This window comes from Mesorhizobium argentiipisi (SeqCode) (assembly GCF_037179585.1).
Classification (GTDB): domain Bacteria; phylum Pseudomonadota; class Alphaproteobacteria; order Rhizobiales; family Rhizobiaceae; genus Mesorhizobium; species Mesorhizobium argentiipisi.
On record NZ_JAPYKO010000006.1, the window covers coordinates 216,485 to 240,930 of the forward strand.

The window sequence follows — 24,446 nt, forward strand, 5'->3', positions numbered from 1 at the left end:
CGGCCGAAGCGCCGGCCTGCCGCTCGGGCTCAGACCACGACAGTCTGCTGCAGCCGCTCCGCAATCAACGCGGCGAGCCGCGCCGCCACTTCATCCTTGCCCATTTCCGGCCATTCCTCGACGCCGGTCCTGGAGACGATGCGCACCTTGTTGCGGTCGCCGCCCATCACGCCGGACGGACCGATGCCGCTTTCATGCGAGACGTCATTAGCGACGATGAAGTCGGCGCCCTTCTTCTTCAGCTTGGCCTCGGCATTGGCGATCAGATCCTGCGTCTCGGCGGCGAAGCCAACGACGAGGCCCGGCCGCTGCGCGTGGTGGCCGATGCCGGCCAGGATGTCCGGGTTCTCGACCATCTGCAGCGAAGGCGGGCCTTTGCCCGCCACTTTCTTGATCTTCTCGCCGGCGGCGTTTTCCGTGCGCCAGTCGGCAACCGCCGCGACGAACACGGCGGCATCCGCCGGCAGCAGGCGTTCGACCGCTTGCTTCATCTGCGCGGCCGTTTCGACGTGAATGGTCGCAACACCGGCCGGATCGGCAATGGTGACCGGGCCGGAGACAAGCCTGACATCGGCGCCGACCTTCGCAAGCGCAGCCGCGAGGGCATGGCCCTGCTTGCCGGAAGACCGGTTGGCGATGTAGCGCACCGGGTCGATCGGCTCATGGGTCGGCCCGGAGGTGACGATGATCCTGCGGCCGGCAAGCGGCTTCGGCTTCTCATCGAGCATGGCCTCGATCGCAGCGACGATCTCCAGCGGTTCGGCCATGCGGCCCTCGCCCGCTTCGTTGCTCTCGGCCATCTCGCCCTTGCCGGGACCGACAAAGATGATGCCGTCCTTGAGCAAGGTCGCCCGATTGCGCCGCGTTGCCGGATGCGCCCACATTTTCGGGTTCATCGCCGGCGCCATCAGCACCTTCTTGTCGGTGGCCAGAAGCACCGTCGAGGCGAGGTCGTTGGCATGGCCGTTGGCGAGCTTCGCCATCAGGTCGGCGGTGGCCGGCGCGACAACCAGCAGATCGGCCTCGCGCGACAGCCTGATATGGCCGACATCGTGCTCGTCCTTGCGGTCAAACAACTCGGTGAAGACATGGTCGGCCGAAAGCGCGCCGACCGACAGCGCGGTGACGAATTCCTGCGCTGCCGACGTCATCACCACCCGCACCGAAGCGCCCCGCTCGCGCAATCGCCGGATCAGGTCGAGCGTCTTGTAGGCGGCAATGCCGCCGCCGATAATGAGCAGGATGCGCTTGCCGGAGAGAGAACCTCGCGAAACTGATTTGGCGGATGCGACAACAATCGGCGCCGGCTGCTCCCTTGAGGCTGTCAGCGCCCGCAGCTTTTCTTCGATCTGGCCGATACGGTCGGCCTGCCCTGCCCGGCCTTCGACGGCGGCGCGGATCATCGCCCGCGCCTGCTCCTCCATCGAGCAGCCATTTTCGGCTGCGAGTTGCCGGAGCAGGTCCTTGACCTCGTCATCCAGATTGCGGATCGTGATGCTGGCCATGTGATTGCACTCGCTTCAGCTAACGCTTGCAATGATAGCAATGCAATCAATCGGTAACAAGCCGTGTGGCGGTCAGAGCAATTTCCACGCTATGTAGATCAGCGTCAGCGCAATCACCCACAGCGCCACGCGGCCGGAGCGGGTGTGGCGCGCTTCTGCTCTCCCTATCGCATGCGCCGTCGCTTCGTCGAAGCGCAGGCCGTTTTCCGCCATCAAATCGATCTCGCGTGACAGCCGCTCGGTGCGGGCCACAAGATCCGGCGCCTGCCTTGCCAGCGACACAAGGGCTCTGCCCGCGTCGCGCACATCGGTGAGCATGCCGCGCGGGCCGAGATTGCCCGCGATCCAGTCGCTGACCACGGGCTCGGACGTCTTCCACATGTTGAAGGCCGGATCGAGCGTGCGGGCGACACCTTCGACCACCACCATGGTCTTCTGCAAAAGCACCAGCTCGGTCCGCGTCGCCATATCGAACAGCTCGGTGACTTCGAACAGCAGCGTCAGCAACTTCGCCATCGAAATGGTCTCGGCCGATTGGCCGTGGATCGGCTCGCCGATGGCGCGGATCGCCTGCGCGAAGGCCGAGACATTGTGCTGACGCGGCACATAGCCCGCCTCGAAATGCACCTCGGCGACGCGCTGATAGTCGCGCACGATGAAGCCGTAGAGGATTTCGGCGAGGAAGCGCCGCTCCTTCTTGCCGAGCCGGCCTGCAATGCCGAGATCGACGGCGACGATGGTGCCGTTTGATTCGACAAACAGGTTGCCCGGATGCATGTCGGCATGGAAGAAGCCGTCGCGCAACGTGTGCCTGAGGAACGACTGGACCACATTGGCCGCGATCGCCTTGAGGTCGTGGCCGGCAGCGGCGAGGCCGGCCAGATCGTTCATCTTGATGCCGTCGATCCACTCCATGGTGAGGACATCGCGGCCGGTCCGCTCCCAGTCGACCGTCGGCACGCGGAAGCCCGGATCGTCCTTGGTGTTCTCGCCGAGTTCGGAAAGGGCGGCCGCCTCGAGCCTCAGATCCATCTCGATTCTGGTGGTCTGCGCCAGCGTCTCTGTCACCTCGACCGGCCGCAGGCGACGCGACGCGGGGATGTATTTCTCCTGCAGGCGGGCGGCAAGGAAGTAGCTTTCGAGATCCTGGAAGAAGCGGCGCCGCACGCCAGGCCGGATGACCTTCACCGCCACGCGCGAAGGGCTACCCTCGCGCACGACTTCGGCGCAGTGCACCTGCGCGATCGAAGCGGCCGCCACCGGCTCGCCGAAGCCGGCATATAGATCGTCTATCCTGCGCCCGAGCGAGGCTTCGATCGCATGGATCGCCGCCGCCTTCGGAAAGGTGTGCATCTTGTCCTGCAGCAATGCGAGATCCAGCGCCATGTCGTTGCCGACGACATCGGGCCGCGTCGCCAGGAACTGGCCGAGCTTGACGTAGGAGGGCCCGAGCCGCACCACCGCCCGCGCCAGCCTGTCGCCGCGCTGATAGCTCAACGCCCGGCGGCGGGTGAAAAGCCGCGCCACGCGCCAGCCGAATTTCGGCATGCCGGAGAGCTCTTCGCCCGGCAACGCCGCGACGACGCCCTCGCGGACAAGCACCCAGCCGGCCCGGGCGAGCCTGAAGGCGGCGGCGACGCTGCTCATAGCCCTGCCTGCCTCAAAGGGGCCTGTTTCAAAGCGGCCTGCTGCAAAGGGCTGCGCCTCAAAGCTTCCAGCCGGAATGAAGGGCGGCAATGCCGCCCGAATAGTTGCGGAAGGTGACGCGGTCGAAGCCGGCGCGGGTGATCATCGCTGCGAAATTCTGTTGGTTGGGGAACTTACGGATGGATTCGACCAGATAAGAGTAGGGCTCGTCGGCGCCGGTCACCGCCTTGCCGATTCTGGGGATCGCGTTGAACGACCAGACCTCATAGGCCTTATCGAGCAGCGGCATGTCGACCTCGGAGAACTCCAGGCACAGAAACCGTCCGCCGCGCTTCACCACGCGATAGGCTTCGGCAAGCGCGACCTCGATGCGCGGCACGTTGCGGATGCCGAACGCGATCGTATAGGCATCGAAGCTATCATCCTCGAACGGCAGCGCCTCGGCATTGGCCTCGACGAAATCGGTGTTTGCGGCAAGCCCCAGTTTCTCGGCGCGGTCGCGGCCGACGGCCAGCATCGAGCCATTGATGTCGAGCACCGTGGCATGGGCCTGGCGCTGGCTGGCCTCGACGATCCGGAAGGCGATATCGCCGGTGCCGCCGGCGACATCGAGCACCTTCCAGCCCGGACGCTTCGGCGGGTTCAGCCAGGCGACCATCGCGTCCTTCCACAGCCGATGCAACCCGGCCGACATCAGATCGTTCATCAGGTCGTATCGATTGGCCACCTTATGGAAGACGTCGTTGACCAGGGGCTGCTTCTCGCCTGCCCCGACCTTCTTGAAACCATAGGAGGTTTCCATGCCGCCCGCGGCCGTGGTTCTCTCAACTGACATTATTTTGATCCGTCATAAAACCGGCGGGACCATAGCCGATCGATGGTGCCGACGCTATTGTCCAGGGCGCGGTTTTCGGCCGCGCTTTCAAAACTCTGGCGGGAAAGGTCTTGCATGATTTTCCGGCCAGCACCTGTGCGAGAGCAGCACACCGGACGGGATGACCGCATGATTTTGAAGGCCGAACTGCACTGCCACATCGAAGGGGCGGCAGCGCCCGAGCTCGTCGTCAGCCAGGCCCGCAAATACGGCAAGGACCCTTCGCCCTATATCCAGGACGGCTCCTTCGTCTGGCACGATTTCACCTCATTTCTCGCGGCTTACGATTTCGCTTCCGACCTGTTCCGCAGTGAAGAGGATTATGCGCGCCTCGCCGACTATTATCTGACCAGCCTCGCCCGCGACGGCGCCATCTATTCCGAGGTTTTCACCTCGCCGGACCATGCCAAAAAAGCCGGGCTGTCGCCAAAAGCCTATACGGATGCGCTGGGCGAAGGCATGGCCCGCGCCAGGGCCAAAACCGGCATCGAGGGCCGCATGATCGTCACCGGCGTGCGCCATGTCGGCGTCGAGGCGATCGAGCAGGCGGCGCGCTTCGCGGCGCGCTGCGGTCATCCGCTGGTGACCGGTTTCGGCGTCGCCGGCGACGAGCGCATCGGCGATTTCGAAGACTATGTGCGCGCCTTCGAGATTGCGCGCGAAGCGGGCCTCGGCATCACCGTCCATGCCGGCGAGCTGATGGGCTGGGAAAGTGTGGCCGCGGCTCTCGACCACATCCGCCCCTCCCGCATCGGCCATGGCGTTCGCGCCATCGAGAACCCTGACCTGGTCCGCCGCATGGCCGACCAAGGCGTGGTGCTGGAATGCTGCCCAGGCTCCAACATCGCGCTGAAAGTCTTCGACAGCTTCGCCGACCATCCCTTTTCGGCGCTGCGCGCCGCCGGCTGCAAGGTGACGCTCAACTCCGACGACCCGCCCTATTTCTGGACCTCGCTGAAGCGCGAATACGATATCGCCGCCGAGCATTTCCGCATGGACGACAAGGCGCTCGCCGGCATCACCAGGACGGCCATCGAGGCGGCCTTCGTGGACAAGAAGACCAAGGCGATGCTGCTAGGCCGGTTGGACGGGAAGGTGCGGTGAGTGAGTAGGGAGTAGTCGGTAGTCAGTAGTTATGGATTTGGCCGAGCGCGCATAGATCGGTTGAAGGCCAGAGCTTTCCCCGAGGCGAGGACTCGCAAATCGGCTCACTATTCACTACTCACTACTGACTACTACCCCGAACCAGTCGGAGCACATCATGCAGGGCGTCACCGTCGTCGACCACCCCCTTGTCCAGCACAAGCTGAGCATCATGCGCAAGAAGGAGACCTCGACGGCCGGTTTCCGGCGGCTGCTGCGTGAGATTTCACTTCTGCTCGGCTATGAGGTGACCCGCAATCTCGAGCTGACCACGACCATGATCGAGACGCCGATCGAGGAGATGGAGGCGCCGACGCTGGAAGGCAAGAAGCTGGTCTTCGCCTCGGTGCTGCGCGCCGGCAACGGCCTGCTCGAGGGCCTGCTCGACCTGGTGCCGGCCGCGCGCGTCGCCCATATCGGCCTCTACCGTGACCATGAGACGCTGGAAGCGGTCGAATATTTCTTCAAGGCGCCGAGCGACCTTGCCGACCGTCTGGTGATCGTCGTCGATCCGATGCTGGCGACCGCCAATTCGGCGATCGCGGCGATCGACAAGCTGAAGGGACGCGGCGCCACCAACATCCGCTTCCTCTGCCTTCTGGCAGCCCCGGAAGGCATCGAGCGCTTCACCAAGGCGCATCCGGACGTGCCGATCTTCACCGCCTCGATCGACCGGCAGTTGAACGACAAGGGCTACATCATGCCCGGCCTCGGCGATGCCGGCGACCGCATGTACGGGACAAAGTGAGCGCTCTTCTTAACTGGCCGTTTACGCAAGCTTGCGGTTCCGGCACGCGTTAAAGTCATACGCGTTAAAGTCATACATACCATGCCGGGCTTAGGGATGCTGCTTCGGGAGCAATTCCAGGAAAGGTGCGAGGCGGTTTTCCGTTCGGAACTGCTCCAAAAACAAACAGCGGTTCAACGTTTCCTTGAAACGGTGAAACGCTCCAGGGGCATCCATGCTGCGCAAGCTTCTCATCCTCGGCATCTTTGCCGGAACCTCTGCTTCGATTCCGATCGTCTATGAGGCTAACCCGCATCTGGTGGACGGCCTGCTGAAATCGACCGTCGCTTCGCGGCCGGCAGCACCGGAGGCTCAGTCGCAGGTCAATCTCGCTTCGGTCCCGGACAAACCGGCGACGCCGATGCCGCTCGGCCGCCAGGTGCTGGTCAGCGCCGATGCGCGCGGCCACTTCACATCGCAGTTCAAGCTCAACGGCCGCCAGATCGACGGCTTGATCGACACCGGCGCGACGCTGGTCGCCATCAACGCCTCGACCGCGCGCAGGATCGGCATCTCGCTCAACCCATCCGACTTCAATCGCCAGGTGAACACCGCCAACGGGGCGATCAAAGCCGCCGTGGTGACGGTCGAGCGCCTGCAGATCGGCAAAATCTCCGTCGATAACGTCCAGGCAATGGTGCTCGACGACAAAGCCCTACAAACCAACCTGATCGGTATGAGCTTCCTGCAGCGGCTGCAAAAATACCAGGTCCAGAACGGCGCGCTGCTGCTCGTCCAGTAAGTCCGATCAGCGCGGCAATATCCGCCTGAGCACGGTCTTTTCGGCGGGCGGTTTGGAACCGCCGATCGTATAAGCCGCTCGCACGGCCGCCGCCGCCGCCTCGGCTTCCGCATTGGTACGGGCATGCACCAGCGCCAGCGCCTCGCCCGGGCGCAGCTCGGCGCCGACCGGCGACAGTCTGGTTAAGCCGACGGCATGATCGATTTTGTCGTCCGGATGGGAGCGCCCGCCGCCGAGCGTGACGACGGCAAGCCCGATGTCGCGCGTGGCGATGCCGGTCACGAACCCGTCCTGTTCCGCTTTGACGGCAAGTTCGACCGGCGCCGTCGGCAGATAATTCTCCGGCTTCTCGATGAAATCGCCGGGGCCGCCAAGCGCGGACACCATCCGCGCGAAGACGGCTGCCGCCCGGCCGCCGGCGAGCGCTTCGGTGGCGCGCCTGATACCGTCCTGGTTGGACGAGACGAGCCCCGCCGACTGCAGCATCTCGGCCGCCAGCGCCAGCGTCACGTCCTCCAGCCGGCGGTCGCGATAGCGGCCGGTGAGGAAATCGACGGCATTCTTCACCTCGACGGCATTGCCTGCGGCCGAGGCCAGCGGCTCGTTCATGCCGGTTACCAGCGCCGAGGCGCTCAGGCCGGTGCCATTGGCCACCTCGACCAGGCTGTTCGCCAAGGCGGCCGCGTCGCGCGACTTTTCCATGAAGGCGCCGTTGCCGACCTTGACGTCGAGCACCAGCGAGCCCAAGCCCGCGGCGAGCTTCTTCGACAGGATCGAAGCCGTGATCAGCGGGATCGATTCGACCGTGCCGGTGATGTCGCGGATCGCGTAGAGCCGGCGGTCGGCCGGCGCGAGATTGGCAGTCTGGCCGATGATGGCGCAACCGGTCTCGATCACCGTCTTGCGAAAAAGCGCCACGTCCGGCTGGCTGGCATAGCCGGGAATGGCATCCATCTTGTCCAGCGTGCCGCCGGTGTGGCCGAGGCCGCGACCCGAGATCATCGGCACATAAGCGCCGCAGGCGGCGACGATCGGCGCCAGCATCAGCGAGACATTGTCGCCGACGCCACCGGTCGAATGCTTGTCGGTGACCGGGCCCGGCAAGTCGGACCAGTCGAGCACGTCGCCGGAATCGCGCATGGCGATCGTCAGCGCCACGGCTTCCTCGCGGCTCATGCCGTTGAGGAAAACCGCCATCGCAAAAGCGCTGACCTGGCCCTCGGAGATGGTGCCGGCCGTCAGCCCGGCGATGAAGGCCGCGATCTCGTCGCCCGAGAGTTTGTGGCCGTCGCGTTTGCGGCGGATGATCTCCTGCGGCAGCATCAGTCGGGCAAGCCGTCCTGGAAGACGCGCCGCAGGATTGTCGCCAGCCGCGCGCCGCCGACCGGCGCCATGTCCTTGGTTTCCTGGTGCGAGAGTTCCGCACCCGTCATGCCGGCCGCCAGGTTGGTGACGACCGAGCAGGCGGCGACCTTGAGCCCGAGGAAGCGGGCGAGGATGACCTCCGGCACGGTCGACATGCCGACGGCGTTGGCCCCCATGACGCGCGCCATGCGGATCTCGGCCGGCGTTTCGAAGCATGGTCCCGAGAACCACATATAGACGCCTTGATGCAGTGCGGTTCCCGTCGCCTTCGCCGCCTTCTCGATCGCCTTGCGCAGGCCAGCATCATAGGCCTCCGTGAGGCCGACGAAGCGGCGGTCGCTCGGCTCGCCGATCAGCGGGTTGGAGCCGGAGAAATTGATGTGGTCGGTGATCAACATCACCGAGCCCGGTCCCATTTCAGGATCGACCGAGCCGGCGGCATTGGTGAGGATCAAATGCGAGATGCCGATGCCGGCAAGCACCTCGAGCGCCGGACGCATCGCGGCGGCGTTGCCATGCTCGTAATAATGCGCCCGGCCGGACAACATCAGCACCGGCGTGCCGGCGAAATGCCCGGCCACCACCTCGCCGGCATGGCCGGAAACGCCGCTGCGCGGGAAGCCCGGCAATTCGGCATAGGAAATGCGCCTGGCATCCTTGACCTGGTCGACCAGCCCGCCGAGGCCCGAGCCCAGCACGAGCGCCGTGGTCGGCGCCAATCCGTCCAGCTTCTCGACCAGATGATCCAGCGCTTCCTTCATTTCAACCCGCCCTTCATTTCAATATGTCGCCCCTGAAGCCGTAGGGCAGCATGTCGCCCATGGTTACCGTCTCGGCCACGCCGCTGTTGTCGCAGAGATATAGCTTCGTCTCCGGCCGGCAGAATTCCGCCAGCCGCTGCCGGCAGCCGCCGCAGGGCGAGCATTTGGCCATGCGTTCGGCGATCACCGCGATCTCGACGATCCTGCCGCCGCCGCCCATGATGTAGTGGCCGAGCGCCGTCGTCTCCGCGCACCAGCCTTCCGGATAGGATGCCACCTCGATATTGGCGCCGGTGAAGATGCGCCCGTCCTCGGTGCGCAGCGCTGCGCCCACCGGGAACTTCGAATAAGGCGCATAGGCCTTGGCCATCGCCGTCTTCGCCGCCTCGAACAGATCATGCGACATCCGGTTCTTCTCTCCCACGATCTTGTTCAAATGCCGGTCGCCGCGGACGAAAATTTCGCCCCGGCGTTCCCGACCTTAGCGTTCCTTCACGTAAGGTACGCCGCCGGCGCGCGGCGGAATGGCCTTGCCGATGAAGCCGGCGAGCAGGATGACGGTGAGCACATAGGGCAGCGCCTGCATGAACTGCACCGGCACCTTGCCGATGATCGGCAGCGGCGAGCCCTGCAGGCGAATGGCGGCGGCGTCTAGAAAGCCGAACAAAAGGCAGGCGAACATGGCGTTGACCGGCTTCCATTTGGCGAAGATGAGCGCCGCCAGCGCGATATAGCCCTTGCCCGCCGTCATGTCCTTCACGAAGCCGCCATTCTGCACCATCGAGAGATAGGCGCCGGCGACGCCGGTGAGAATGCCGGTGCAGATCAGCGCGCGATAGCGCAGCCAAGCGACCGAGATGCCGGCGGTATCGACGGCGGCGGGATTTTCGCCGACGGCACGCATCCTCAGCCCAAAGCGGGTGCGAAACAGCACCCACCAGGTGAACGGCACCATGGCGAAGGCGAAATAGACCAGGATCGAATGGCCGGAGATCAACTCGGCATAGATCGGGCCGATGACCGGCACATCCCTGACCGCGTCGGCGCCGGGCCAGGTGATCGCTTCGAAGCGCTCGCCCGGCTGCAGCGCCGGCGTGCGCCCGCCCTGTTGGAACCAGGCCTGGCCGAGGATGATGGTCGATCCGGCGGCGATGAAATTGATCGCCACGCCGGAGACAATCTGGTTACCGCGATGCGTGATCGAGGCGAAGCCGTGCACCAGCGCGAAGGCGACCGAGATCAGCACCGCCGTGCCGAGGCCGATCAGCGCCGAGTGGAAGACCGCGGCGGCCGAAGCCCCGGCAAAGGCGCCGACCAGCATCTTGCCTTCGAGCCCGATGTCGAAGATGCCGGCCCGTTCCGAATAGAGGCCCGCCAGGCAGGCGAGCAGCAGCGGCACCGAAAGGCGGATCGTCGAATCAAGCACCTGGATGATGGCGTTGAACATGTCCATCTCAGGCCCCCTTCCCGTTCACTGCCTGCATGCCGACCGACTTCGGACTGACCGAGGCGAACAGCGCCTGGATGTAAGGCCTGAACATGTGTTCCAGCGCGCCGGCAAAGAGGATGACCAAGCCCTGGATGATGACGATCATGTCGCGGCTGATCGCCGGCATCTCGAAGGCAAGCTCGGCGCCGCCCTGGTAGAGCATGCCGAACAGGATAGCCGCCAGCACGATGCCGACCGGATGCAGCCGGCCCATCAATGCCACCGCGATGCCGACATAGCCGGCGCCGGACACGAAATCGATCGCGACATTATGCTGATCGCCCATCACCGGGTTGAGTGCCATCATGCCGGCCAAAGCGCCAGAGATCATCATCGCGGTGATGATGATGCGGGTTTCCGATATGCCGGCATAGCGCGCCGCCTTCGGGCTGTGGCCATAGGTGCGCATCTCATAGCCCAGCCGGGTGCGCCAGATCAAAAGCCAGACCAGGAAGGCCATGACCAGCGCCAGGAGGAAGCAGATGTTGAGCGGTGCGGAACGGATCTTGGCGCCGAACAATTCGATGATCCAGTTGAGCTTCGGCAGTTCGGCACCGGCGAGGAAATTGCGCGTCTGCGGCGCCTGCGAGCCGGCCGGCTTCAGCGGGCCGACCAGCAGATAGACCATCACCGAGGCGGCGATGAAGTTGAACATGATGGTGGTGATGACGATGTGCGAGCCGCGCTTGGCCTGCAGATAGGCCGGGATCAGGCCCCACAGCGCGCCGAACGCCGCCGCGGCCACGATCGCTATGGGAAAGATCACCCACCAGGGCAGCACGCTGTCGAAGCTCAGGCAAACCAGCGCGATGCCCAGGCCGCCTATATAGGCCTGGCCCTCGGTGCCGATATTGAATAGGCTGCAATGCGCCGCCACCGCCACCGACAGCCCGGTGAAGATAAAGGTCGTGGCGTAGAAGAGCGTGAAGGCGATGCCTGTGCCCTTGCCGAAGGCGCCTTCGACCAGGATGACGGCGGCACGGAACGGATTTTCGCCGACCAGCATGACGACGAAGCCGGCAAGGATGAAAGCAACCGCCAGGTTGATCACCGGAATCAACCCATAATCGGCCCAGGCAGGCAGCTTGGCGTAAGGCGTGCTCATTCGGCGGCCTCCTGGTGCTCGACGCCGGCCATGAGCAGGCCGAGCTCGCCTTCGGTCGCATCAGGGCCGCGCTCGCCGACGACACGGCCGGCGAACATCACCAGGATGCGGTCGGACAGCGAGCGGATCTCGTCGAGCTCGACCGAGACCACCAGCACCGCCTTGCCCTGGTCGCGCATGGCGATCAGCCGCTTGTGGATGAATTCGATGGCGCCGACATCGACGCCGCGCGTCGGCTGGCCCACGATCAGCACGCCCGGATCCTGCTCCATCTCCCTGGCCAGCACGATCTTCTGCTGATTGCCGCCGGAGAAATTGGCCGTCTTCAGCCGCGGATTGCCGGGGCGGATGTCGTATTTCTCGATCTTGTCCTTCGCGTCGGCCATGATGGCATCGACGTCGAGGAACGGCCCCTTCAGATAGCGCTCGTCGTCATGATAGCCGAGGATAGAATTCTCGTTCTCCTCGAAGGCGAGCACCAGTCCGACATGGTGGCGGTCCTCCGGTACATGGGCGAGCCCCCGGTCGCGCAATTCGCCGGGATCGGCCTTGCCGGTGAGATCGATCGGCTTGCCTTCCAGCATCACCTCGCCGGAAACCGCATGCCGGATGCCGGAGATTGCCTCCAGCAGCTCAGACTGGCCGTTGCCGGCAACGCCGGCGATGCCGACGATCTCGCCGCCGCGCACGTCGAAGGAGACATTGTCGACCATGGTGACGCCGCGCGAATCCTTGACCGTCAGGTTCTTGACCGAGAGTTTTACGGCACCAGCTTCCGACTGGCCCTTCTCGACCCGCAGAAGCACGCGCCGGCCGACCATCAGCTCGGCCAGTTCGCCGACCGTGGTCTCCTTCGTCACCCGGGTCGCCACCATCGTGCCCTGGCGCATCACCGAAACCGTGTCGGTGATCGCCATGATCTCGCGCAGCTTGTGCGTGATGAGCACGATGGTTTTTCCTTGATCCTTCAATTGTTTGAGGATGCGGAAGAGGTGGTCGGCCTCGGCCGGCGTCAACACGCCCGTCGGCTCGTCGAGGATCAGGATCTCGGCGCCGCGATAGAGCGCCTTGAGGATTTCGACACGCTGCTGCAGGCCAACCGGCAGCTCTTCGATGATGGCGTCGGGATCGACCTCGAGCCCGTATTCGCGCTCCAGCCGGTCGAGTTCCGAGCGCGCTTTGGCGATGCTGCTCTTCAGCAGCACATCGTTTTCGGCGCCAAGGATGACGTTCTCCAGCACCGTGAAATTGTCGACCAGCATGAAATGCTGGTGCACCATGCCGATGCCGAGCGCGATGGCGTCGTTCGAGGTGTTGATCGACACCGGCTTGCCGCCGACGCGGATCTCGCCGCTGTCGGCCTGGTAGAAACCGTAGAGGATCGACATCAGCGTCGACTTGCCGGCGCCGTTCTCCCCGACAATGCCGTGGATCGTGCCGCGCGCGACCTCCAGGTTGATGTCGCGGTTGGCGCGTACGGCGCCAAAACTCTTGTTGATGCCTATGAGCTCAATTGCGGCTTGCGCCATGCAGCCTGTCCCACTCGTTATTTTTTTATCGCTTGGTCAAAATGCCTAGCATGATGCCCCGCCCGTGCCAATTGGCCGGAACGCCATTCACTCTCGACAAATCCCCGCGCCCTTGTCAATTTCGAACCTGAGCAGGTTCCGCAAAAGTGTCCCACGGTTTGCGATCAGAATCTGCGAGAACCAACAGAGCACAAGCAGATATTTCGTGGGCATCCCATGAATATCTGCTTGGGTGGAGGCTTCACATTCGAAGGGTCGGTTTTGCATGGCCATGCCTGACGATCGGTTGACGACGCTGGAAATCCGCGCCGCCGAGCAGGAAAAGACCATCGAGGAATTGTCCGGCCAGATCGCCGAACAATGGAAGGTGATCGAGCGCATGGAGCGCAAGCTCGCAGCCCTCGCCGACCGTTTCCTGGAATTGGAGGAGCAGACCGCCTCCGACGTGCCGGTGACCAAGCCGCCGCATTGGTGAGAAGCCATGGAGAAAGACGGCCATGTCGAGTGAAAGCGACCGTGTCGCAAGAGCCGGCGATTATGTCTTTGGCCTGATGAACGACAGGGAACGCGCCCGCGCCGAGCGCGACCTCGAGATCGATCCCGCCTTTCGCGACATGGTGCTGCGGCTGGCCGAGCGCTTGCGCGCCTTCGATCCCGCCGAGCTTGACGAGCGCGGCAACCGCTGGGAGCTGGTCACGCAACGCCTTGCCGAACTGCCGCAGATGCAGCCGCGGCCGGCCGGCGTCGCCGCCCGCGACACGGAACCGCCACCGATGATCCACCGGCTCGAGCGCAAGCCCTACGGCGTCGGCCTGCATTCGCTCGGCGGCAGGCTGGGCTTTGTCATCGCGCTTGCCCTGGTGGCGGCCTTTGCGCTCGGCTATCTCGCCGGCACGCTATAAAGGCAATTCCAGGAAAAGTGCGGGCGGTTGGGCTCGGCGCCTTCGTCGTAGCCTTCGGTCCGGAATTGCATCAAAGCAGAGACTTCGACATCAGAAGCATCGGCGCGCCGTCCTGATCGAAAGTCTCGACTGCCGACCATCCGAGCGCTTCGTAAAAGCCGCGCGCCTGCCAGGTGTAGAGATAGAGCGTTCCGACACCGGCCGTCGCTGCATGGGCCTCGACGGTTCCGACCAGCGCCGTGCCGACACCGCCGCTTCGATAGGCTTCCTCAACGACCAGTCCGGCCAGCCATGGCGTCAGATCGTGTGGCGAACTGATCTCGTCGCGGACGAGCAGGCAGCTCCCGACCGGCCGGCCACGGTCGCGGGCGACAAAGGCGGCCTCGAAGCCATCGCCGGCGATCAGCCCGCGCAGGCCGGCCATGTCCTCGTCGAGTGTCCGATCCGCGCTCTCGAAGAAAGCTTTGAGCCGAAGCCGCGCCATTGGTTCGACGTCGTCCTCGGCCATCGCTTCGATTGTCGGCCACATCATACCGTCTCCAAACGAAACCGCCGGGCGTTGGCCCGGCGGTTCGAAGCTTGGTTCAGCTACAGATCAATAGGGGCAGGCGTTGTCGGTGGTGTAGTCGTGCACCTGGACCTTGCCCGAGATGATGTCGGCCTTGGCCTTTTCGACGGCGGCCTTCATCTCATCGGTCACCAGCGCCTTGTTGTTGTCGTCCATAGCGTAATCGACGCCGCCTTCCTTGAGGCCGAGATTTTCGAGGCCGCCTTTGAAGGTGCCGTTCTTGCCGTCCATGAAGGCGTTGTAGACGGCAACGTCGACGCGCTTCAGCATCGAGGTCAGCACCTTGCCGGGCTGCAGGCCGTTCTGGTTGGAATCGACGCCGATGCCGAGCTTGCCCGCATCCGCCGCCGCCTGGAGCACGCCGACGCCGGTGCCGCCGGCGGCCGCGTAGACCACGTCGGCGCCCTGGTCGATCTGCGTCTTGGCGATCTCGCCGCCCTTGGCCGGGTCGTTCCAGGCGGCCGGCGTGTCGCCGGTCATGTTCTGGATGACGTCCGTCGCGCCGGCCGACTTGGCGCCGCCGACATAGCCGCATTCGAACTTGCGGATCAGCGGGATGTCCATGCCGCCGACGAAGCCGACCTTCTTCGACTTCGACGCCATCGCCGCCAGGATGCCGACCAGGTAGGAGCCTTCATTCTCCTTGAACACCAGCGAGCGGACATTGGGCAGGTCGACGGCATCGTCGATGATGGCGAAGTTGAGATCGGTATATTCCGCCGCGACCTTCTTCAGCGCGTCCTCCCAGGCAAAGCCGGCCATGACGATCGGGTTGCGGCCGTCCTCGGCGAAGCGGCGCAGCGCCTGCTCGCGCTGCGAGGCGTTGGAGACCTCGAATTCGACATAGGCGATGCCGGTCTCGGCCTTGAACTTCTCCGCGCCATGATAGGCTGCCTCGTTGAAGGATTTGTCGAACTTGCCGCCCAGATCATAAAGGATGGCCGGCTGGACATCCGCGGCGAAAGCCGGAAGAACCATTGCGGTTGCGGCCAGAAGGCCGAGAACGATACGTTTCATGTGATCCACACCCTGTCGGTTATTTTTCCGTTTTTGCATCGCCTGCCCGCCCGGTTCTCTGGCGGGCTTGCGGCGCCAGGCAGGAAGTGTTTTTCCCCTCCCGCTCGCGGTCAATCTGGCACGGCGCGAAACAAAATTCACGTGGAATTTTGACCTGTTGGAAAAAGCGGTTACCGGCGGTTGGGCTCAGCGGTTTCGCCGTAGCCGACCCGTCCGCAACAGCGTCAAAACAAGGGCCTTCAGGGACTTGGCGCGAATTCCGCGCCGCGGCGCTTGCGCCGGTGGCCGATGGCGTAGAGCAGGAAGGCAAGCACCGCGAACACCGCAAAACCGGGCTGCGCGATGACCCAGGCGACGGCGCCGTCCCAGACCAGCGGGCTTGTCTTGGCGCGCACGAAAGTCTCGAAGGCCGCGCGGGTATCCGGCGAGGCCGCCAGCCAGCTTGTGTTGAGCGGCGTCATCACCAGCGCCGATGCCGCGACAGAGCGTGTCGTATCGATCACCGCCATGATGACGGAGATCGACAGCGCAATCATGGCTGCCAGCCGAAAGATGAAACGCAACATCGACGCTCTCCCCGGGAACGCTCCCGTCTGCCCCGCAATCGACATAGAGCGTGCCTGGTTTCCGCGCAATCGCGGGCCGTGAAATTAGCGAGCCCGCGCAGGCTTGCGCCGGTTCACCCGCCAGATGGCGAAAATGCCGCCGGCGATCGCGCCGACGATCAGGCCGCCCAGTCCGACAAAAGCCGCGAAAAATCCGCAGGCGCCCTCGAAACAGCTCATATGCGTCAGGTCCGCGATCAGCGAGCCGGCGAAGAACCCGCCGCAGGCGCCGATCGCGCCGCCAACGAGGATGCCGAGCAGCGCGGCAAGAATCGAGACCAAGACCGGCGGCCGCTCGGTCTCCGGATTGGCATAGACGGTCTCGGAGCCCGAGCCGTTGCGCAGGAGATAGATGCAGAGCAGGCCGATGGCGATCTCGGCCACGGTGAAGCCCAGCGCCTCGACCGAGAACACGAAGGCGTAGGACACATAGGCCTGGCGCAGGACCAGCCAGACGATGATGGCGATCTGCCAGATCGTGTAATGGCGCGGGAAGCGGGCCGAGCGGTTGAAGGCAAGGCCAAGCAGGTACAATCCCCACAGGATGGTGATCACGCCGCCGGTCAAGCCGCCGTAGACGAGCAGGAATGCATTTTCCGGCAGGCTGAAGTCGCCGATCAGCCGCCAGTTCGCAATCAGGCCGTAGGCCGACAAGCCCATGACGATGACGAGCCACGCCACCGGGATGAAGGAAAGCCCGCTGTCCGGCCGCCCCGCGGGTTGCTGGTCGATCGACGCCATGCCAGGACGATGCCCCTCGCCCAAGCAATTCCGGGAAGGCCGCCTGGCGGCTTTTCGTCGGAAATTGCAAAAACCGAACTGGCAATTCCAGGAAAGCTCGCAACCGTTCGCCGGGATTGCATGAAAACAGAGATTTGGCGCAGTCGACAGCCGGGCGGAGGTGAAGTCAAGCATCACCGGCGCGGCACGATGGGCCTGTGCACATCATTCGAACGGATCGCCCCTCTTGACCCATGCCTCGGCTCTCTCCGCAGCAAAAGCCGCGGCAATGCCATTATGGCTTGGCATTCGCTTTCGGATCGACTAGATGAGCCCCGCGCCCGTTTGCCTAGACGGCTATCGGCGCAGGGAAGGGTTGCCTGCCGGTTGAAGGCACCACATATCCGTTGAGGACTTCCCATGGGAGCATCTCCCCAACCCGCGCGGCGAAACCGGCCGGCGCGAGATGTCAAGGACGGAGAGGTGGCCGAGTGGTTGAAGGCGCACGCCTGGAAAGTGTGTTTACGGGAAACCGTAACGCGGGTTCGAATCCCGCTCTCTCCGCCAGTAATTTTCCTGATAAACGAATTATTTCAAGAACTTAGTTAACTCATAGGAACGCTTCAAGGTCGAAGCGTCCTTAATCTGTGTAACAAACTGTCAGCAATCCGCTTAGTCCGCCATGACGTCGCTCAACGTGGAGGTGGTCAGCGTCCTGTTTGGGCCGAAAGCGGATTGGCAGCTTCGGGCCTCGGAACTTCACATAGCGGACGTTCGGGTCGGTGCGAACATCGCCGTGACCCGATCCGGACCTTCCAACTTCGCCAGAGAAAATCAGGAAAGGGTGTGGAAACTTGCCATATGGCGCGCCTGTGTCGGAACGGTGTGATTGCGGCAAGAAGGGGACGTCGCCCCGCCTATGCGCGAGGCCTGCTCACTCTAGCGTCGGGTCGCTCCGCGGGCCTTGAATGGAAATCGCTACGAAGCCCACGGGCAGACTTAGCCCTCCGCGCCTGAGCATCATCGCATCATCGATGATGGTTAAATTCACAGAATCACCACAGGACGGTGGTCGTCGAGCGAGTTTTCAGCAGCCTATTTCCGCCGCCTAGTAATGTGCAACTTGGGAAGCTGCCGACATCAATTCCTCAGGATTCGGTGCCCTGAACGTGTTGAGGCCATCCTCCAGAGCTTCAGTGAAGTTCCAGCGTACGATGCCCCCTCGGTCGATCAGGAACTGACCGACAACCTGCCCCCTCAGGCTGGAAGCCATCGCCTGCTGATCGGCTTCCGTAATCTCATATCCTTCCTTCTTGTTGAGAAAATCGTTCATTGCCATGACATGCATAGGCTCGGGCAACTCGCCCGGGAGATCGACCCGTATCGCCATGACCGTGTCCATCCCGACCTCGCGCAAGCCGAAAGCACGGTGCGAGGCCCGCTCCGGGTCGGACGCTGCCAGAAGATCGGGGGCCGGGTGGTAACGGAAATAGAGCCGCGCCCGCTCGACCGGCGTAATGACCACCGCCAGGCATTCGACGCCTTTCTCACGCAGGGCTGGCTTGAGTCGCGCCATCGCCGCGACATGGCGCCGGCAGAACGGGCAGTGTAGGCCTCGAAACATACCGATCAATAACGGGTTACGGTCTCGAAAATCATCGAGCGCGATCTTGCCGTCGCGCGATATCGCATCGAGCACTATATTCGGGGCCTTGTCGCCCGGCTGCAGCGGGCGGTCGACACTACTCGTGGACATGGACTACCTCCTTGCCCTGGATCAGTCAGGAAAAGGCAGCACACCCAGCGTCGGGGTTGAGCCTATGCTGGGGTGCGCCAGAGCAAAAATAGCGTTCGGCCTCTGCCATATTGCCGAGGTCGAGATTATGCGCTGTAAGCCCATCATAACACGAAAAAGGCATCTGCGGGTCGCCCGCTAGCCGTCTCGAGCGCCGTGGTAAACTGTGGGTCGTCTCATCCGTACCATCGGCCGATACAGAGGCGAGACCGATTTTGTAGCTTCCACATATGCACGTCGTTGCGGGGTTCAACGGCTTGAGACTTGGGCGGCCTCGATATGACCGGTGGTGAATGACCCAGACGAGAGCACTCCCGAATGCTCTTGCGCTGAAGGTCAGGTTCCCGACCCCGGACGTTCAGTCTGCAACGACCAAGGTCGTCAACGGGGTCGGATCGCCACACTCGCGAAGCTGAGTACAATTGTCAGAAGATTGGCGCAACGACGACTTCCAACGCGGTCGCCGGCGATGTCCGCTTTCAACGATCTTCAAATCTGAGCTCTACGGCAGACAGGGGGCGCAAAGCGGCCATCCTAGGTTGCGTAAAAAACTGTGTAACAAATGGCATGAAAAACTCAATGTTTCGTACAATAGGCACGAAACCGAAAGACGCTCTCTCCGCCAGTAATTTTCACAATATGCAATATTTTCAGACATTTAGCAGGCCAGCCGCTGCAGCCGTCGGCCAACGTCCTCTGCTCGCGCCGGCCATAGTGCTCAATGACGATCTTCATGCTCGACCAGGTGATATCTGAAACGATCGCGCACGAATTCGTTGAAGAATTGCCCTTTCGAGAAAGCCGTCTTGAAAGCCGTGTAGACCTCGGGTCCGACATCCTCATAGTCATAGCGCTTGCCGGTCGGGACGAACCATACGGAGAGGACCCGCCTCGACCGATCGTAATGGATATTCCGGATCGCGGTGGAGGGCATGTGCCGCCTCCTACTTCCACCCCTTAATCCTTCGTAGGCCCCTCGGTTCCACCATGTCTGGACCGGCCTTGCAGAAGCGCTCTCATTGCCTATCTGAGCCCCATGTCATCAATCAGGAACCGAACCGGCGGGGGCGCTTTCCAGAGCGATCTCTTCGGTGCGCCCGCCGGCCTGCCGCCCGCAAGCGTGCCTGAAGGCTTCTCCTACCAGCCGGACCTGATTGCCCCCGACGAGGAAGATGAACTCGTTGGTCACATCCAGCACCTGCCTCTCAAGCCGTTCGATTTTCACGGCCATCTTGCCAACAGACAGGTCGTCGGCTTCGGCCTGCGCTATGATTATGAGCGCCGCCAGGTGCTCGAAGCGCCGCCGATTCCGGACTTCCTGCTGCCGCTTCGCGCCAAGGTCGCCGCCTTCGCGGGCGTCCCGGCAGCCGAATTCGCGCAGGTGCTGATCAACGAGTATCGCCCCGGCGCCGGCATAGGCTGGCACCGAGACAAACCGCATTTCGAGCTCGTCGCCGGCGTTTCCCTGCTCGCGCCCTGCAGCTTGCGGCTGCGCCGCAAGAACGGCGCGGCATGGGACCGTGAAACGATCGAGGTCGAGCCCAGATCCATCTATCTCATGGCCGGCCCGGCGCGGAACGAGTGGGAACACTCCATCCCGCCGGTCGAACACCATCGCTACTCGGTGACCTTGCGGACTATGCGGGCTCTTTAAGCAGCCGCGCCGGCGACTATCCGGGAACCATCGCCGGACCCCCGGGGTTGTGTCGTCAGAATTTCGAGATCGAAAGGAAAGACGATGCGTATGTTGACGATGGTCCTGACGCTGTCGGCAATGGCATTGGCGCAGCCCGCTTCCGCTCAACGCGCCGATCCGCAGCCGCCGCAAGCGCCGCCCCCTGCCCAGGCCGTCCCTGGCCAGCCGCAGCCCGGCCAGGACGCTGCCGCCCAGAATGTCACCAATATCGTCGTGGTGGCGATGGAGGACTTGCCGTCGGAAGTGAAGGCGCAGGCCGAAGCCGTAGTCACCAGGACGACGGCCAAGGAGTTGGCCAAGTTGCAGAGCTCGGTCGACGCCTCACCCGAGGCGACGTCGGTTCTGCATGCGAACGGGCTGAACTCCTCGCAGGTCGTCGCCGCCAACATCGACGGTGACGGTACGCTGACGCTGATCATCCAGACGACGGCATGATGTGGCGGACGGCGGCTGACGGGCCGCGGTCCGCATTCGATCCCCCATTCTTGCGGAGGCTGTCATGAGCGAAGCCGCGGTCCGCAACTTCACGCTCAACTTCGGGCCGCAACACCCTTCGGCGCATGGCGTGCTCAGGCTGGTGCTGGAACTGGACGGCGAGATCGTCGACCGCGCCGATCCGCATATCGGGCTCCTGCATCGCGGCACCGAGAAGCTCATCGAATACAAGACCTACCTCCAGGCCCTGCCCTATTTCGACCGGCTCGATTACGTCGCGCCGATGAACCAGGAGCATGCCTTCTGCCTCGCCGCCGAAAAGCTGCTCGAACTGTCCGTCCCCCGGCGCGGCCAGTTGATCCGCGTGCTGTTTTGCGAGATCGGCCGGCTCTTGTCGCATCTTCTCAACGTCACCACGCAGGCCATGGATATCGGCGCGCTGACGCCGCCGCTATGGGGTTTCGCTGAACGCGAGAAGCTGATGGTGTTTTATGAACGAGCCTCCGGCGCCCGTATGCACGCGAATTATTTCCGCGTCGGCGGCGTGCATCAGGATCTGCCGGAAAAGCTGCTCGACGACATCTGGAATTTCTGCGATCCGTTCCTGAAGACCTGCGACAATCTCGAGGGCCTGCTCACCGACAACCGCATCTTCAAGCAGCGCAATGTCGACGTCGGCGTGATGTCGCTCGACGACGCCTGGGGGATGGGCTTCTCCGGCCCCATGGTGCGCGGCTCGGGCGCCGCCTGGGACCTGCGCAAGGCGCAGCCCTATGAATGCTATCCCGAAATGGATTTCGACATCCCCATCGGCAAGCACGGCGACTGCTACGATCGCTATCTGGTACGCATGGAAGAGATGCGCCAGTCGGTGCGGATCATGCGGCAGTGCCTGGAAAAGCTCCGCTCGGCCGAAGGCCGGGGCCCGGTCGCGGTGCCCAACCAGAAGATCACGCCGCCGCCGCGCGCCATCATGAAGCGCTCGATGGAGGCGACCATCCATCACTTCAAGCTCTATACCGAAGGCCACCGCGTGCCGCCTGGCGAAGTCTATGCGGCCGTCGAGGCGCCGAAGGGCGAGTTCGGCGTCTATCTGGTCTCGGACGGCAGCAACGTTCCCTATCGCTGCAAGATACGCGCGCCCTCCTTCGCCCATCTCCAGGCGATGGATTTCCTGTCGCGCGGGCATATGGTGGCGGATGTCGCGGCGATCATCGGTTCGCTCGACATCGTCTTCGGCGAGATCGACCGCTGACGCGGAGGAGAGCCCGGCGCCTCTCCTTCGTTTCCGTCAACCGTCGAGCGCGCGCGATCCCGCCGACGCAACCGCTCTAATGCATGAACACCGCTCTCAGCCAGGCAAAAATGCCCGCGCCCGGAGAGATCGCTGCGCGCACGCGCGATGCCGCCCAGCGGGCCGGCATGTTGGCGCCGACGTGGCAATGGCAGACGACCTCATGCAGCTGCCAGTCGCTCATTTCGAAGAAGCGCCTGGCTTCACCATAGGTGTCGTCCCGCAAGCCTTGCGCTCGAAAGATCGGATCCTCGAAAGCGACGGTGATCGCCGATCCGTCGGTGCGCATTCTTTGACGCACATCAGGCGAAGCGTATTCGGTGCCGGTCAGCGCCGTCAGGCGGCGGCCGGGGTCTTGTTCGAGAAGTTGCGCCCAGCGCTCAAGGCGCTGGCCACGATTGGCGATGAGAGCCGGTGCTTCGGCATGAACGTCGGCAACGGCGTTGATTTGTTCAAGGGTTTGGTGCTTCACGGCCGTCTCCTGTATCGGCAAATTGGCCACCCGCTGGCAATGGAACTAAGGCACGGCCAGTCGCCGGCAAGAGCCGGAACAGGCGCGCAGAATCATTTGATCGCCACTTGCCGTCATCGCGCGGCGCGATCGTGTGGGAACCATCCGCGGGCGTGGCCGTTCTGGCAGCTTGCGCTGCCGATCTCACCGACGAAGCGTTTGAATGCGGCGGCGATCACACCGTCGTTTAAGGTCGGGCAGGCGATCCCGGTTTTTGGTTCGCAGCGAAGTTTGTCGGGCACAGAGCGGAAGGAAAACGCGATGGCCATTCTCCCCAATCCGGACCCATCCCCCACGCCGGTGCCCACCCCGCCGCCGATCCCGGAGCCGAAGCCGGTCCGCGAGCCGGATCCCGACCGGCTGCCCGACGAGGAGCCGATCCCAAATCCCGACGAGAATGACGCGCCGCCCAAGCATTCCGCAACCAGGCGGCGCCGGCGTTGACAGCCTTGCGGGAGGCGCGCCGAACGCGCCTTCCGCCGTCAACACCGGCCTGGTGATCGCGACGCTCGCCGTGCTGCCGCCACAGTGTTAGCCGCCGAACCGCGCCGCCGTCCAAGCCCCTCCCGCCGCATTCGACTCCACCGCCGCGGCGACAAACTTCACGCCGCGCGCGCCGTCGACGACATCCGGCACTTGCGCCACGCGCGCCGGATCGGCCGTGCCACCTTCGCGATGCGCGCGAATAATGTCGGCGGCGTCGCGGTAGAAATTGGCGAAGGCCTCGATATAGCCCTCGGGATGCGCAGCCGGCATGCGCGAGACGCGCCGAGCTTCCGCCGTCGAGCCGTGGCCGCCACGCACCAGCGTGCGGGTTTCCTCGCCATAGGGCGAGAAGCGCAGTTCCTCTGGCCGCGATCCCGACCATTCGAGTCCGGCCTTTTCGCCATAGATGCGCACCGAAAGGTCGTTGTAGTGACCGGGCGAGGTCTGGCTGGCGAGGATCGTGCCGCGCGCCCCGCCCGTCCAGCGCACGAGCACATGCGCGTTGTCGTCGAGCCGCCGTCCCGGCACGGCGGTGAAGAGGTCGGCCGAGACCGCGTCGGCCTCGAAGCCGGAGACGAAGCTTGCCAGGTTGAAGGCGTGCACGCCGATATCGGCGAGCACGGCCGATTGTCCGGCGCGCGCCGGATCGGTGCGCCATTCCGCCTGCTTCTGGCCCTCGGCATCGATCGGCTTGGTCAGCCAGTCCTGGATATAGGCGCCATGCACCGACACGATGCGGCCGAGCTCGCCCGCTGCCACCATTTCGCGCGCCTGACGCACCATGGCGTAGCCGGTGTTGTTGAGCGTGACGACGAAGCGGCGCTGCTTCGCTTTGGTCAGCGCCACCAGCGCCTCGGCCTCGGCGAGCTTCGTCGACAGCGGCTTGTCGCAGATGACATCGATGCCGGCTTCGAGGAAGGCGGTGGCGATCGGGGCGTGCAGATGGTTGGGCGTGACGATGACGACCGCCTCGATGCCATCGGCCCGCGCCGCTTCGGCCTTCGCCATGGCGCGGTAGTCGGCGTAGCTGCGCTCAGGCGCGATGCCGATCTCCGCGGCGGAGGCCGCAGCGTTCTCTGGATCGGAGGACAATGCGCCGGCGACCAGCGCGATCTGGTCGTCGAGCCGCATGGCCAGCCGGTGCACGGCGCCAATGAAAGCGTTGCGGCCGCCTCCGACCATGCCGACCCGAAGACATTGTCGCGAGGTTCCGTCAGCGGTTGCATAGACCATGTTTCGATTCCTCGCGGATAACTGTCATTGGCAACGTGCGACTATACGGGGGCTTCCCACCAATTTCGAACAGTTTTTCCAGATTTTGTTTTGTAAAACGATCGTGCCGCACTAGGCTTGTAGGAAAGACGGAGGGTCTGGGTGATGAAGCGTCGGATGGCTGCCCTTTTTCCGGGCGCTGGAGCCGCCCCTCACCTGCCTGCCGGCATCCTCTCCCCGTATAGTGACGGGGAGAGG

27 protein-coding genes and 1 tRNA gene are annotated in these 24,446 nt (G+C 63.8%); 10 read left to right on the forward strand and 18 right to left on the reverse strand.

Annotated elements, in window-relative coordinates; genetic code table 11:
• Nucleotides 1-29: 29 nt before the first annotated feature.
• From coaBC to ubiE, 3 genes are all read right to left on the reverse strand, one after another.
• Nucleotides 30-1,505 (reverse strand): bifunctional phosphopantothenoylcysteine decarboxylase/phosphopantothenate--cysteine ligase CoaBC, encoded by a 1,476-nt coding sequence (coaBC, locus tag O7A05_RS12080; RefSeq protein WP_337093320.1) that lies wholly within the window; start codon nucleotides 1,503-1,505, stop codon nucleotides 30-32.
• 72 nt (nucleotides 1,506-1,577) lie between these two features.
• Nucleotides 1,578-3,152 carry a 2-polyprenylphenol 6-hydroxylase gene (gene ubiB / locus O7A05_RS12085; RefSeq protein ID WP_337093322.1) on the reverse strand — a complete coding sequence of 525 codons (1,575 nt, stop codon included), beginning with the start codon at nucleotides 3,150-3,152 and terminating at the stop codon, nucleotides 1,578-1,580.
• A 58-nt stretch (nucleotides 3,153-3,210) separates the two neighbouring features.
• On the reverse strand, nucleotides 3,211-3,987 hold the full coding sequence (gene ubiE, locus O7A05_RS12090) for a bifunctional demethylmenaquinone methyltransferase/2-methoxy-6-polyprenyl-1,4-benzoquinol methylase UbiE (RefSeq protein ID WP_337093324.1): 777 nt from the start codon (nucleotides 3,985-3,987) through the stop codon (nucleotides 3,211-3,213).
• 168 nt (nucleotides 3,988-4,155) lie between these two features.
• Here ubiE and O7A05_RS12095 point away from each other — a divergent pair, with 168 nt between their 5' ends.
• The 3 genes from O7A05_RS12095 to O7A05_RS12105 all read left to right on the forward strand — a co-directional run bounded on the left by O7A05_RS12095 (nucleotide 4,156) and on the right by O7A05_RS12105 (nucleotide 6,698).
• The gene (locus O7A05_RS12095) at nucleotides 4,156-5,130 is read left to right on the forward strand and encodes an adenosine deaminase (RefSeq protein ID WP_337093325.1); all 975 of its coding nucleotides are present in this window, start codon (nucleotides 4,156-4,158) and stop codon (nucleotides 5,128-5,130) included.
• A 157-nt stretch (nucleotides 5,131-5,287) separates the two neighbouring features.
• Nucleotides 5,288-5,917: a uracil phosphoribosyltransferase gene (gene upp, locus O7A05_RS12100; protein WP_224513943.1), complete on the forward strand. Its 630-nt coding sequence runs from the start codon at nucleotides 5,288-5,290 to the stop codon at nucleotides 5,915-5,917.
• 214 nt (nucleotides 5,918-6,131) lie between these two features.
• Nucleotides 6,132-6,698 (forward strand): TIGR02281 family clan AA aspartic protease, encoded by a 567-nt coding sequence (locus tag O7A05_RS12105; protein ID WP_337093326.1) that lies wholly within the window; start codon nucleotides 6,132-6,134, stop codon nucleotides 6,696-6,698.
• Between the two features lie 6 nt (nucleotides 6,699-6,704).
• Here O7A05_RS12105 and deoA read toward each other — a convergent pair whose 3' ends face one another.
• The 6 genes from deoA to O7A05_RS12135 form a co-directional block, all read right to left on the reverse strand.
• Nucleotides 6,705-8,021, reverse strand: a complete 1,317-nt coding sequence (gene deoA, locus O7A05_RS12110) for a thymidine phosphorylase (RefSeq protein WP_337093327.1) — start codon at nucleotides 8,019-8,021, stop codon at nucleotides 6,705-6,707.
• A complete protein-coding gene (locus tag O7A05_RS12115; protein ID WP_337093329.1) occupies nucleotides 8,021-8,824 on the reverse strand; it encodes a purine-nucleoside phosphorylase in 804 nt (267 codons plus the stop codon). Before O7A05_RS12115 ends, deoA begins: the two co-directional genes overlap by 1 nt.
• Nucleotides 8,825-8,837: 13 nt before the next feature.
• Nucleotides 8,838-9,230 carry a cytidine deaminase gene (gene cdd / locus O7A05_RS12120; protein ID WP_337093331.1) on the reverse strand — a complete coding sequence of 131 codons (393 nt, stop codon included), beginning with the start codon at nucleotides 9,228-9,230 and terminating at the stop codon, nucleotides 8,838-8,840.
• A gap of 75 nt (nucleotides 9,231-9,305) precedes the next feature.
• A complete protein-coding gene (locus O7A05_RS12125) occupies nucleotides 9,306-10,277 on the reverse strand; it encodes an ABC transporter permease (protein ID WP_337093332.1) in 972 nt (323 codons plus the stop codon).
• A 1-nt stretch (nucleotide 10,278) separates the two neighbouring features.
• Nucleotides 10,279-11,418: an ABC transporter permease gene (locus O7A05_RS12130; protein ID WP_337093333.1), complete on the reverse strand. Its 1,140-nt coding sequence runs from the start codon at nucleotides 11,416-11,418 to the stop codon at nucleotides 10,279-10,281.
• Complete coding sequence (locus O7A05_RS12135) at nucleotides 11,415-12,947, reverse strand: ABC transporter ATP-binding protein (protein ID WP_224513930.1); 1,533 nt, start codon at nucleotides 12,945-12,947, stop codon at nucleotides 11,415-11,417. The genes O7A05_RS12130 and O7A05_RS12135 overlap by 4 nt, the downstream gene beginning before the upstream one ends.
• A gap of 265 nt (nucleotides 12,948-13,212) precedes the next feature.
• On the opposite strand from O7A05_RS12135, the gene O7A05_RS12140 reads away from it, so the two are divergent.
• Entirely contained in the window at nucleotides 13,213-13,422 is a 210-nt protein-coding gene (locus O7A05_RS12140; RefSeq protein ID WP_140901446.1) for a SlyX family protein, read from the forward strand.
• A 22-nt stretch (nucleotides 13,423-13,444) separates the two neighbouring features.
• Nucleotides 13,445-13,849, forward strand: coding sequence for a hypothetical protein (locus tag O7A05_RS12145; protein WP_337093336.1), 405 nt, complete (start codon nucleotides 13,445-13,447; stop codon nucleotides 13,847-13,849).
• 70 nt (nucleotides 13,850-13,919) lie between these two features.
• Here the strand turns inward: O7A05_RS12145 and O7A05_RS12150 are convergent, their stop codons facing one another.
• The 4 genes from O7A05_RS12150 to O7A05_RS12165 all read right to left on the reverse strand — a co-directional run bounded on the left by O7A05_RS12150 (nucleotide 13,920) and on the right by O7A05_RS12165 (nucleotide 16,780).
• Nucleotides 13,920-14,378 (reverse strand): GNAT family N-acetyltransferase, encoded by a 459-nt coding sequence (locus O7A05_RS12150; RefSeq protein ID WP_337093337.1) that lies wholly within the window; start codon nucleotides 14,376-14,378, stop codon nucleotides 13,920-13,922.
• Nucleotides 14,379-14,444: 66 nt separating this feature from the next.
• Complete coding sequence (locus O7A05_RS12155; protein ID WP_337093338.1) at nucleotides 14,445-15,434, reverse strand: BMP family lipoprotein; 990 nt, start codon at nucleotides 15,432-15,434, stop codon at nucleotides 14,445-14,447.
• A gap of 239 nt (nucleotides 15,435-15,673) precedes the next feature.
• A complete protein-coding gene (locus tag O7A05_RS12160) occupies nucleotides 15,674-16,000 on the reverse strand; it encodes a hypothetical protein (protein ID WP_337093340.1) in 327 nt (108 codons plus the stop codon).
• 84 nt (nucleotides 16,001-16,084) lie between these two features.
• Nucleotides 16,085-16,780 (reverse strand): hypothetical protein, encoded by a 696-nt coding sequence (locus O7A05_RS12165; RefSeq protein WP_337093341.1) that lies wholly within the window; start codon nucleotides 16,778-16,780, stop codon nucleotides 16,085-16,087.
• 456 nt (nucleotides 16,781-17,236) lie between these two features.
• Here O7A05_RS12165 and O7A05_RS12170 point away from each other — a divergent pair.
• Nucleotides 17,237-17,326, forward strand: a tRNA-Ser gene (locus O7A05_RS12170).
• A gap of 541 nt (nucleotides 17,327-17,867) precedes the next feature.
• Here O7A05_RS12170 and O7A05_RS12175 read toward each other — a convergent pair.
• Together O7A05_RS12175 and O7A05_RS12180 are read right to left on the reverse strand one after the other, a co-directional pair.
• Nucleotides 17,868-18,515 (reverse strand): peroxiredoxin-like family protein, encoded by a 648-nt coding sequence (locus O7A05_RS12175; RefSeq protein ID WP_337093342.1) that lies wholly within the window; start codon nucleotides 18,513-18,515, stop codon nucleotides 17,868-17,870.
• 757 nt (nucleotides 18,516-19,272) lie between these two features.
• Nucleotides 19,273-19,488 (reverse strand): KTSC domain-containing protein, encoded by a 216-nt coding sequence (locus tag O7A05_RS12180; protein ID WP_337093343.1) that lies wholly within the window; start codon nucleotides 19,486-19,488, stop codon nucleotides 19,273-19,275.
• 102 nt (nucleotides 19,489-19,590) lie between these two features.
• Here O7A05_RS12180 and O7A05_RS12185 point away from each other — a divergent pair, with 102 nt between their 5' ends.
• From O7A05_RS12185 to O7A05_RS12195, 3 genes are all read left to right on the forward strand, one after another.
• Entirely contained in the window at nucleotides 19,591-20,208 is a 618-nt protein-coding gene (locus tag O7A05_RS12185) for an alpha-ketoglutarate-dependent dioxygenase AlkB (RefSeq protein ID WP_337093344.1), read from the forward strand.
• A gap of 84 nt (nucleotides 20,209-20,292) precedes the next feature.
• Nucleotides 20,293-20,685 carry a hypothetical protein gene (locus O7A05_RS12190; RefSeq protein WP_337093345.1) on the forward strand — a complete coding sequence of 131 codons (393 nt, stop codon included), beginning with the start codon at nucleotides 20,293-20,295 and terminating at the stop codon, nucleotides 20,683-20,685.
• A 64-nt stretch (nucleotides 20,686-20,749) separates the two neighbouring features.
• Nucleotides 20,750-21,940, forward strand: coding sequence for an NADH-quinone oxidoreductase subunit D (locus O7A05_RS12195; RefSeq protein ID WP_337093346.1), 1,191 nt, complete (start codon nucleotides 20,750-20,752; stop codon nucleotides 21,938-21,940).
• Between the two features lie 76 nt (nucleotides 21,941-22,016).
• On the opposite strand, the gene O7A05_RS12200 is transcribed toward O7A05_RS12195, so the two are convergent.
• The gene (locus O7A05_RS12200; protein WP_337093347.1) at nucleotides 22,017-22,451 is read right to left on the reverse strand and encodes a hypothetical protein; all 435 of its coding nucleotides are present in this window, start codon (nucleotides 22,449-22,451) and stop codon (nucleotides 22,017-22,019) included.
• Nucleotides 22,452-22,564: 113 nt separating this feature from the next.
• The gene (locus O7A05_RS12205) at nucleotides 22,565-22,759 is read right to left on the reverse strand and encodes a hypothetical protein (RefSeq protein WP_337093348.1); all 195 of its coding nucleotides are present in this window, start codon (nucleotides 22,757-22,759) and stop codon (nucleotides 22,565-22,567) included.
• Between O7A05_RS12205 and O7A05_RS12210 the strand changes: the two genes are divergently transcribed.
• Nucleotides 22,752-22,934 (forward strand): hypothetical protein, encoded by a 183-nt coding sequence (locus O7A05_RS12210; RefSeq protein ID WP_337093349.1) that lies wholly within the window; start codon nucleotides 22,752-22,754, stop codon nucleotides 22,932-22,934. The genes O7A05_RS12205 and O7A05_RS12210 overlap by 8 nt on opposite strands.
• Nucleotides 22,935-23,021: 87 nt before the next feature.
• Here the strand turns inward: O7A05_RS12210 and O7A05_RS12215 are convergent, their stop codons facing one another.
• On the reverse strand, nucleotides 23,022-24,209 hold the full coding sequence (locus tag O7A05_RS12215) for a Gfo/Idh/MocA family protein (protein ID WP_337093350.1): 1,188 nt from the start codon (nucleotides 24,207-24,209) through the stop codon (nucleotides 23,022-23,024).
• Nucleotides 24,210-24,446 lie beyond the last annotated feature (237 nt).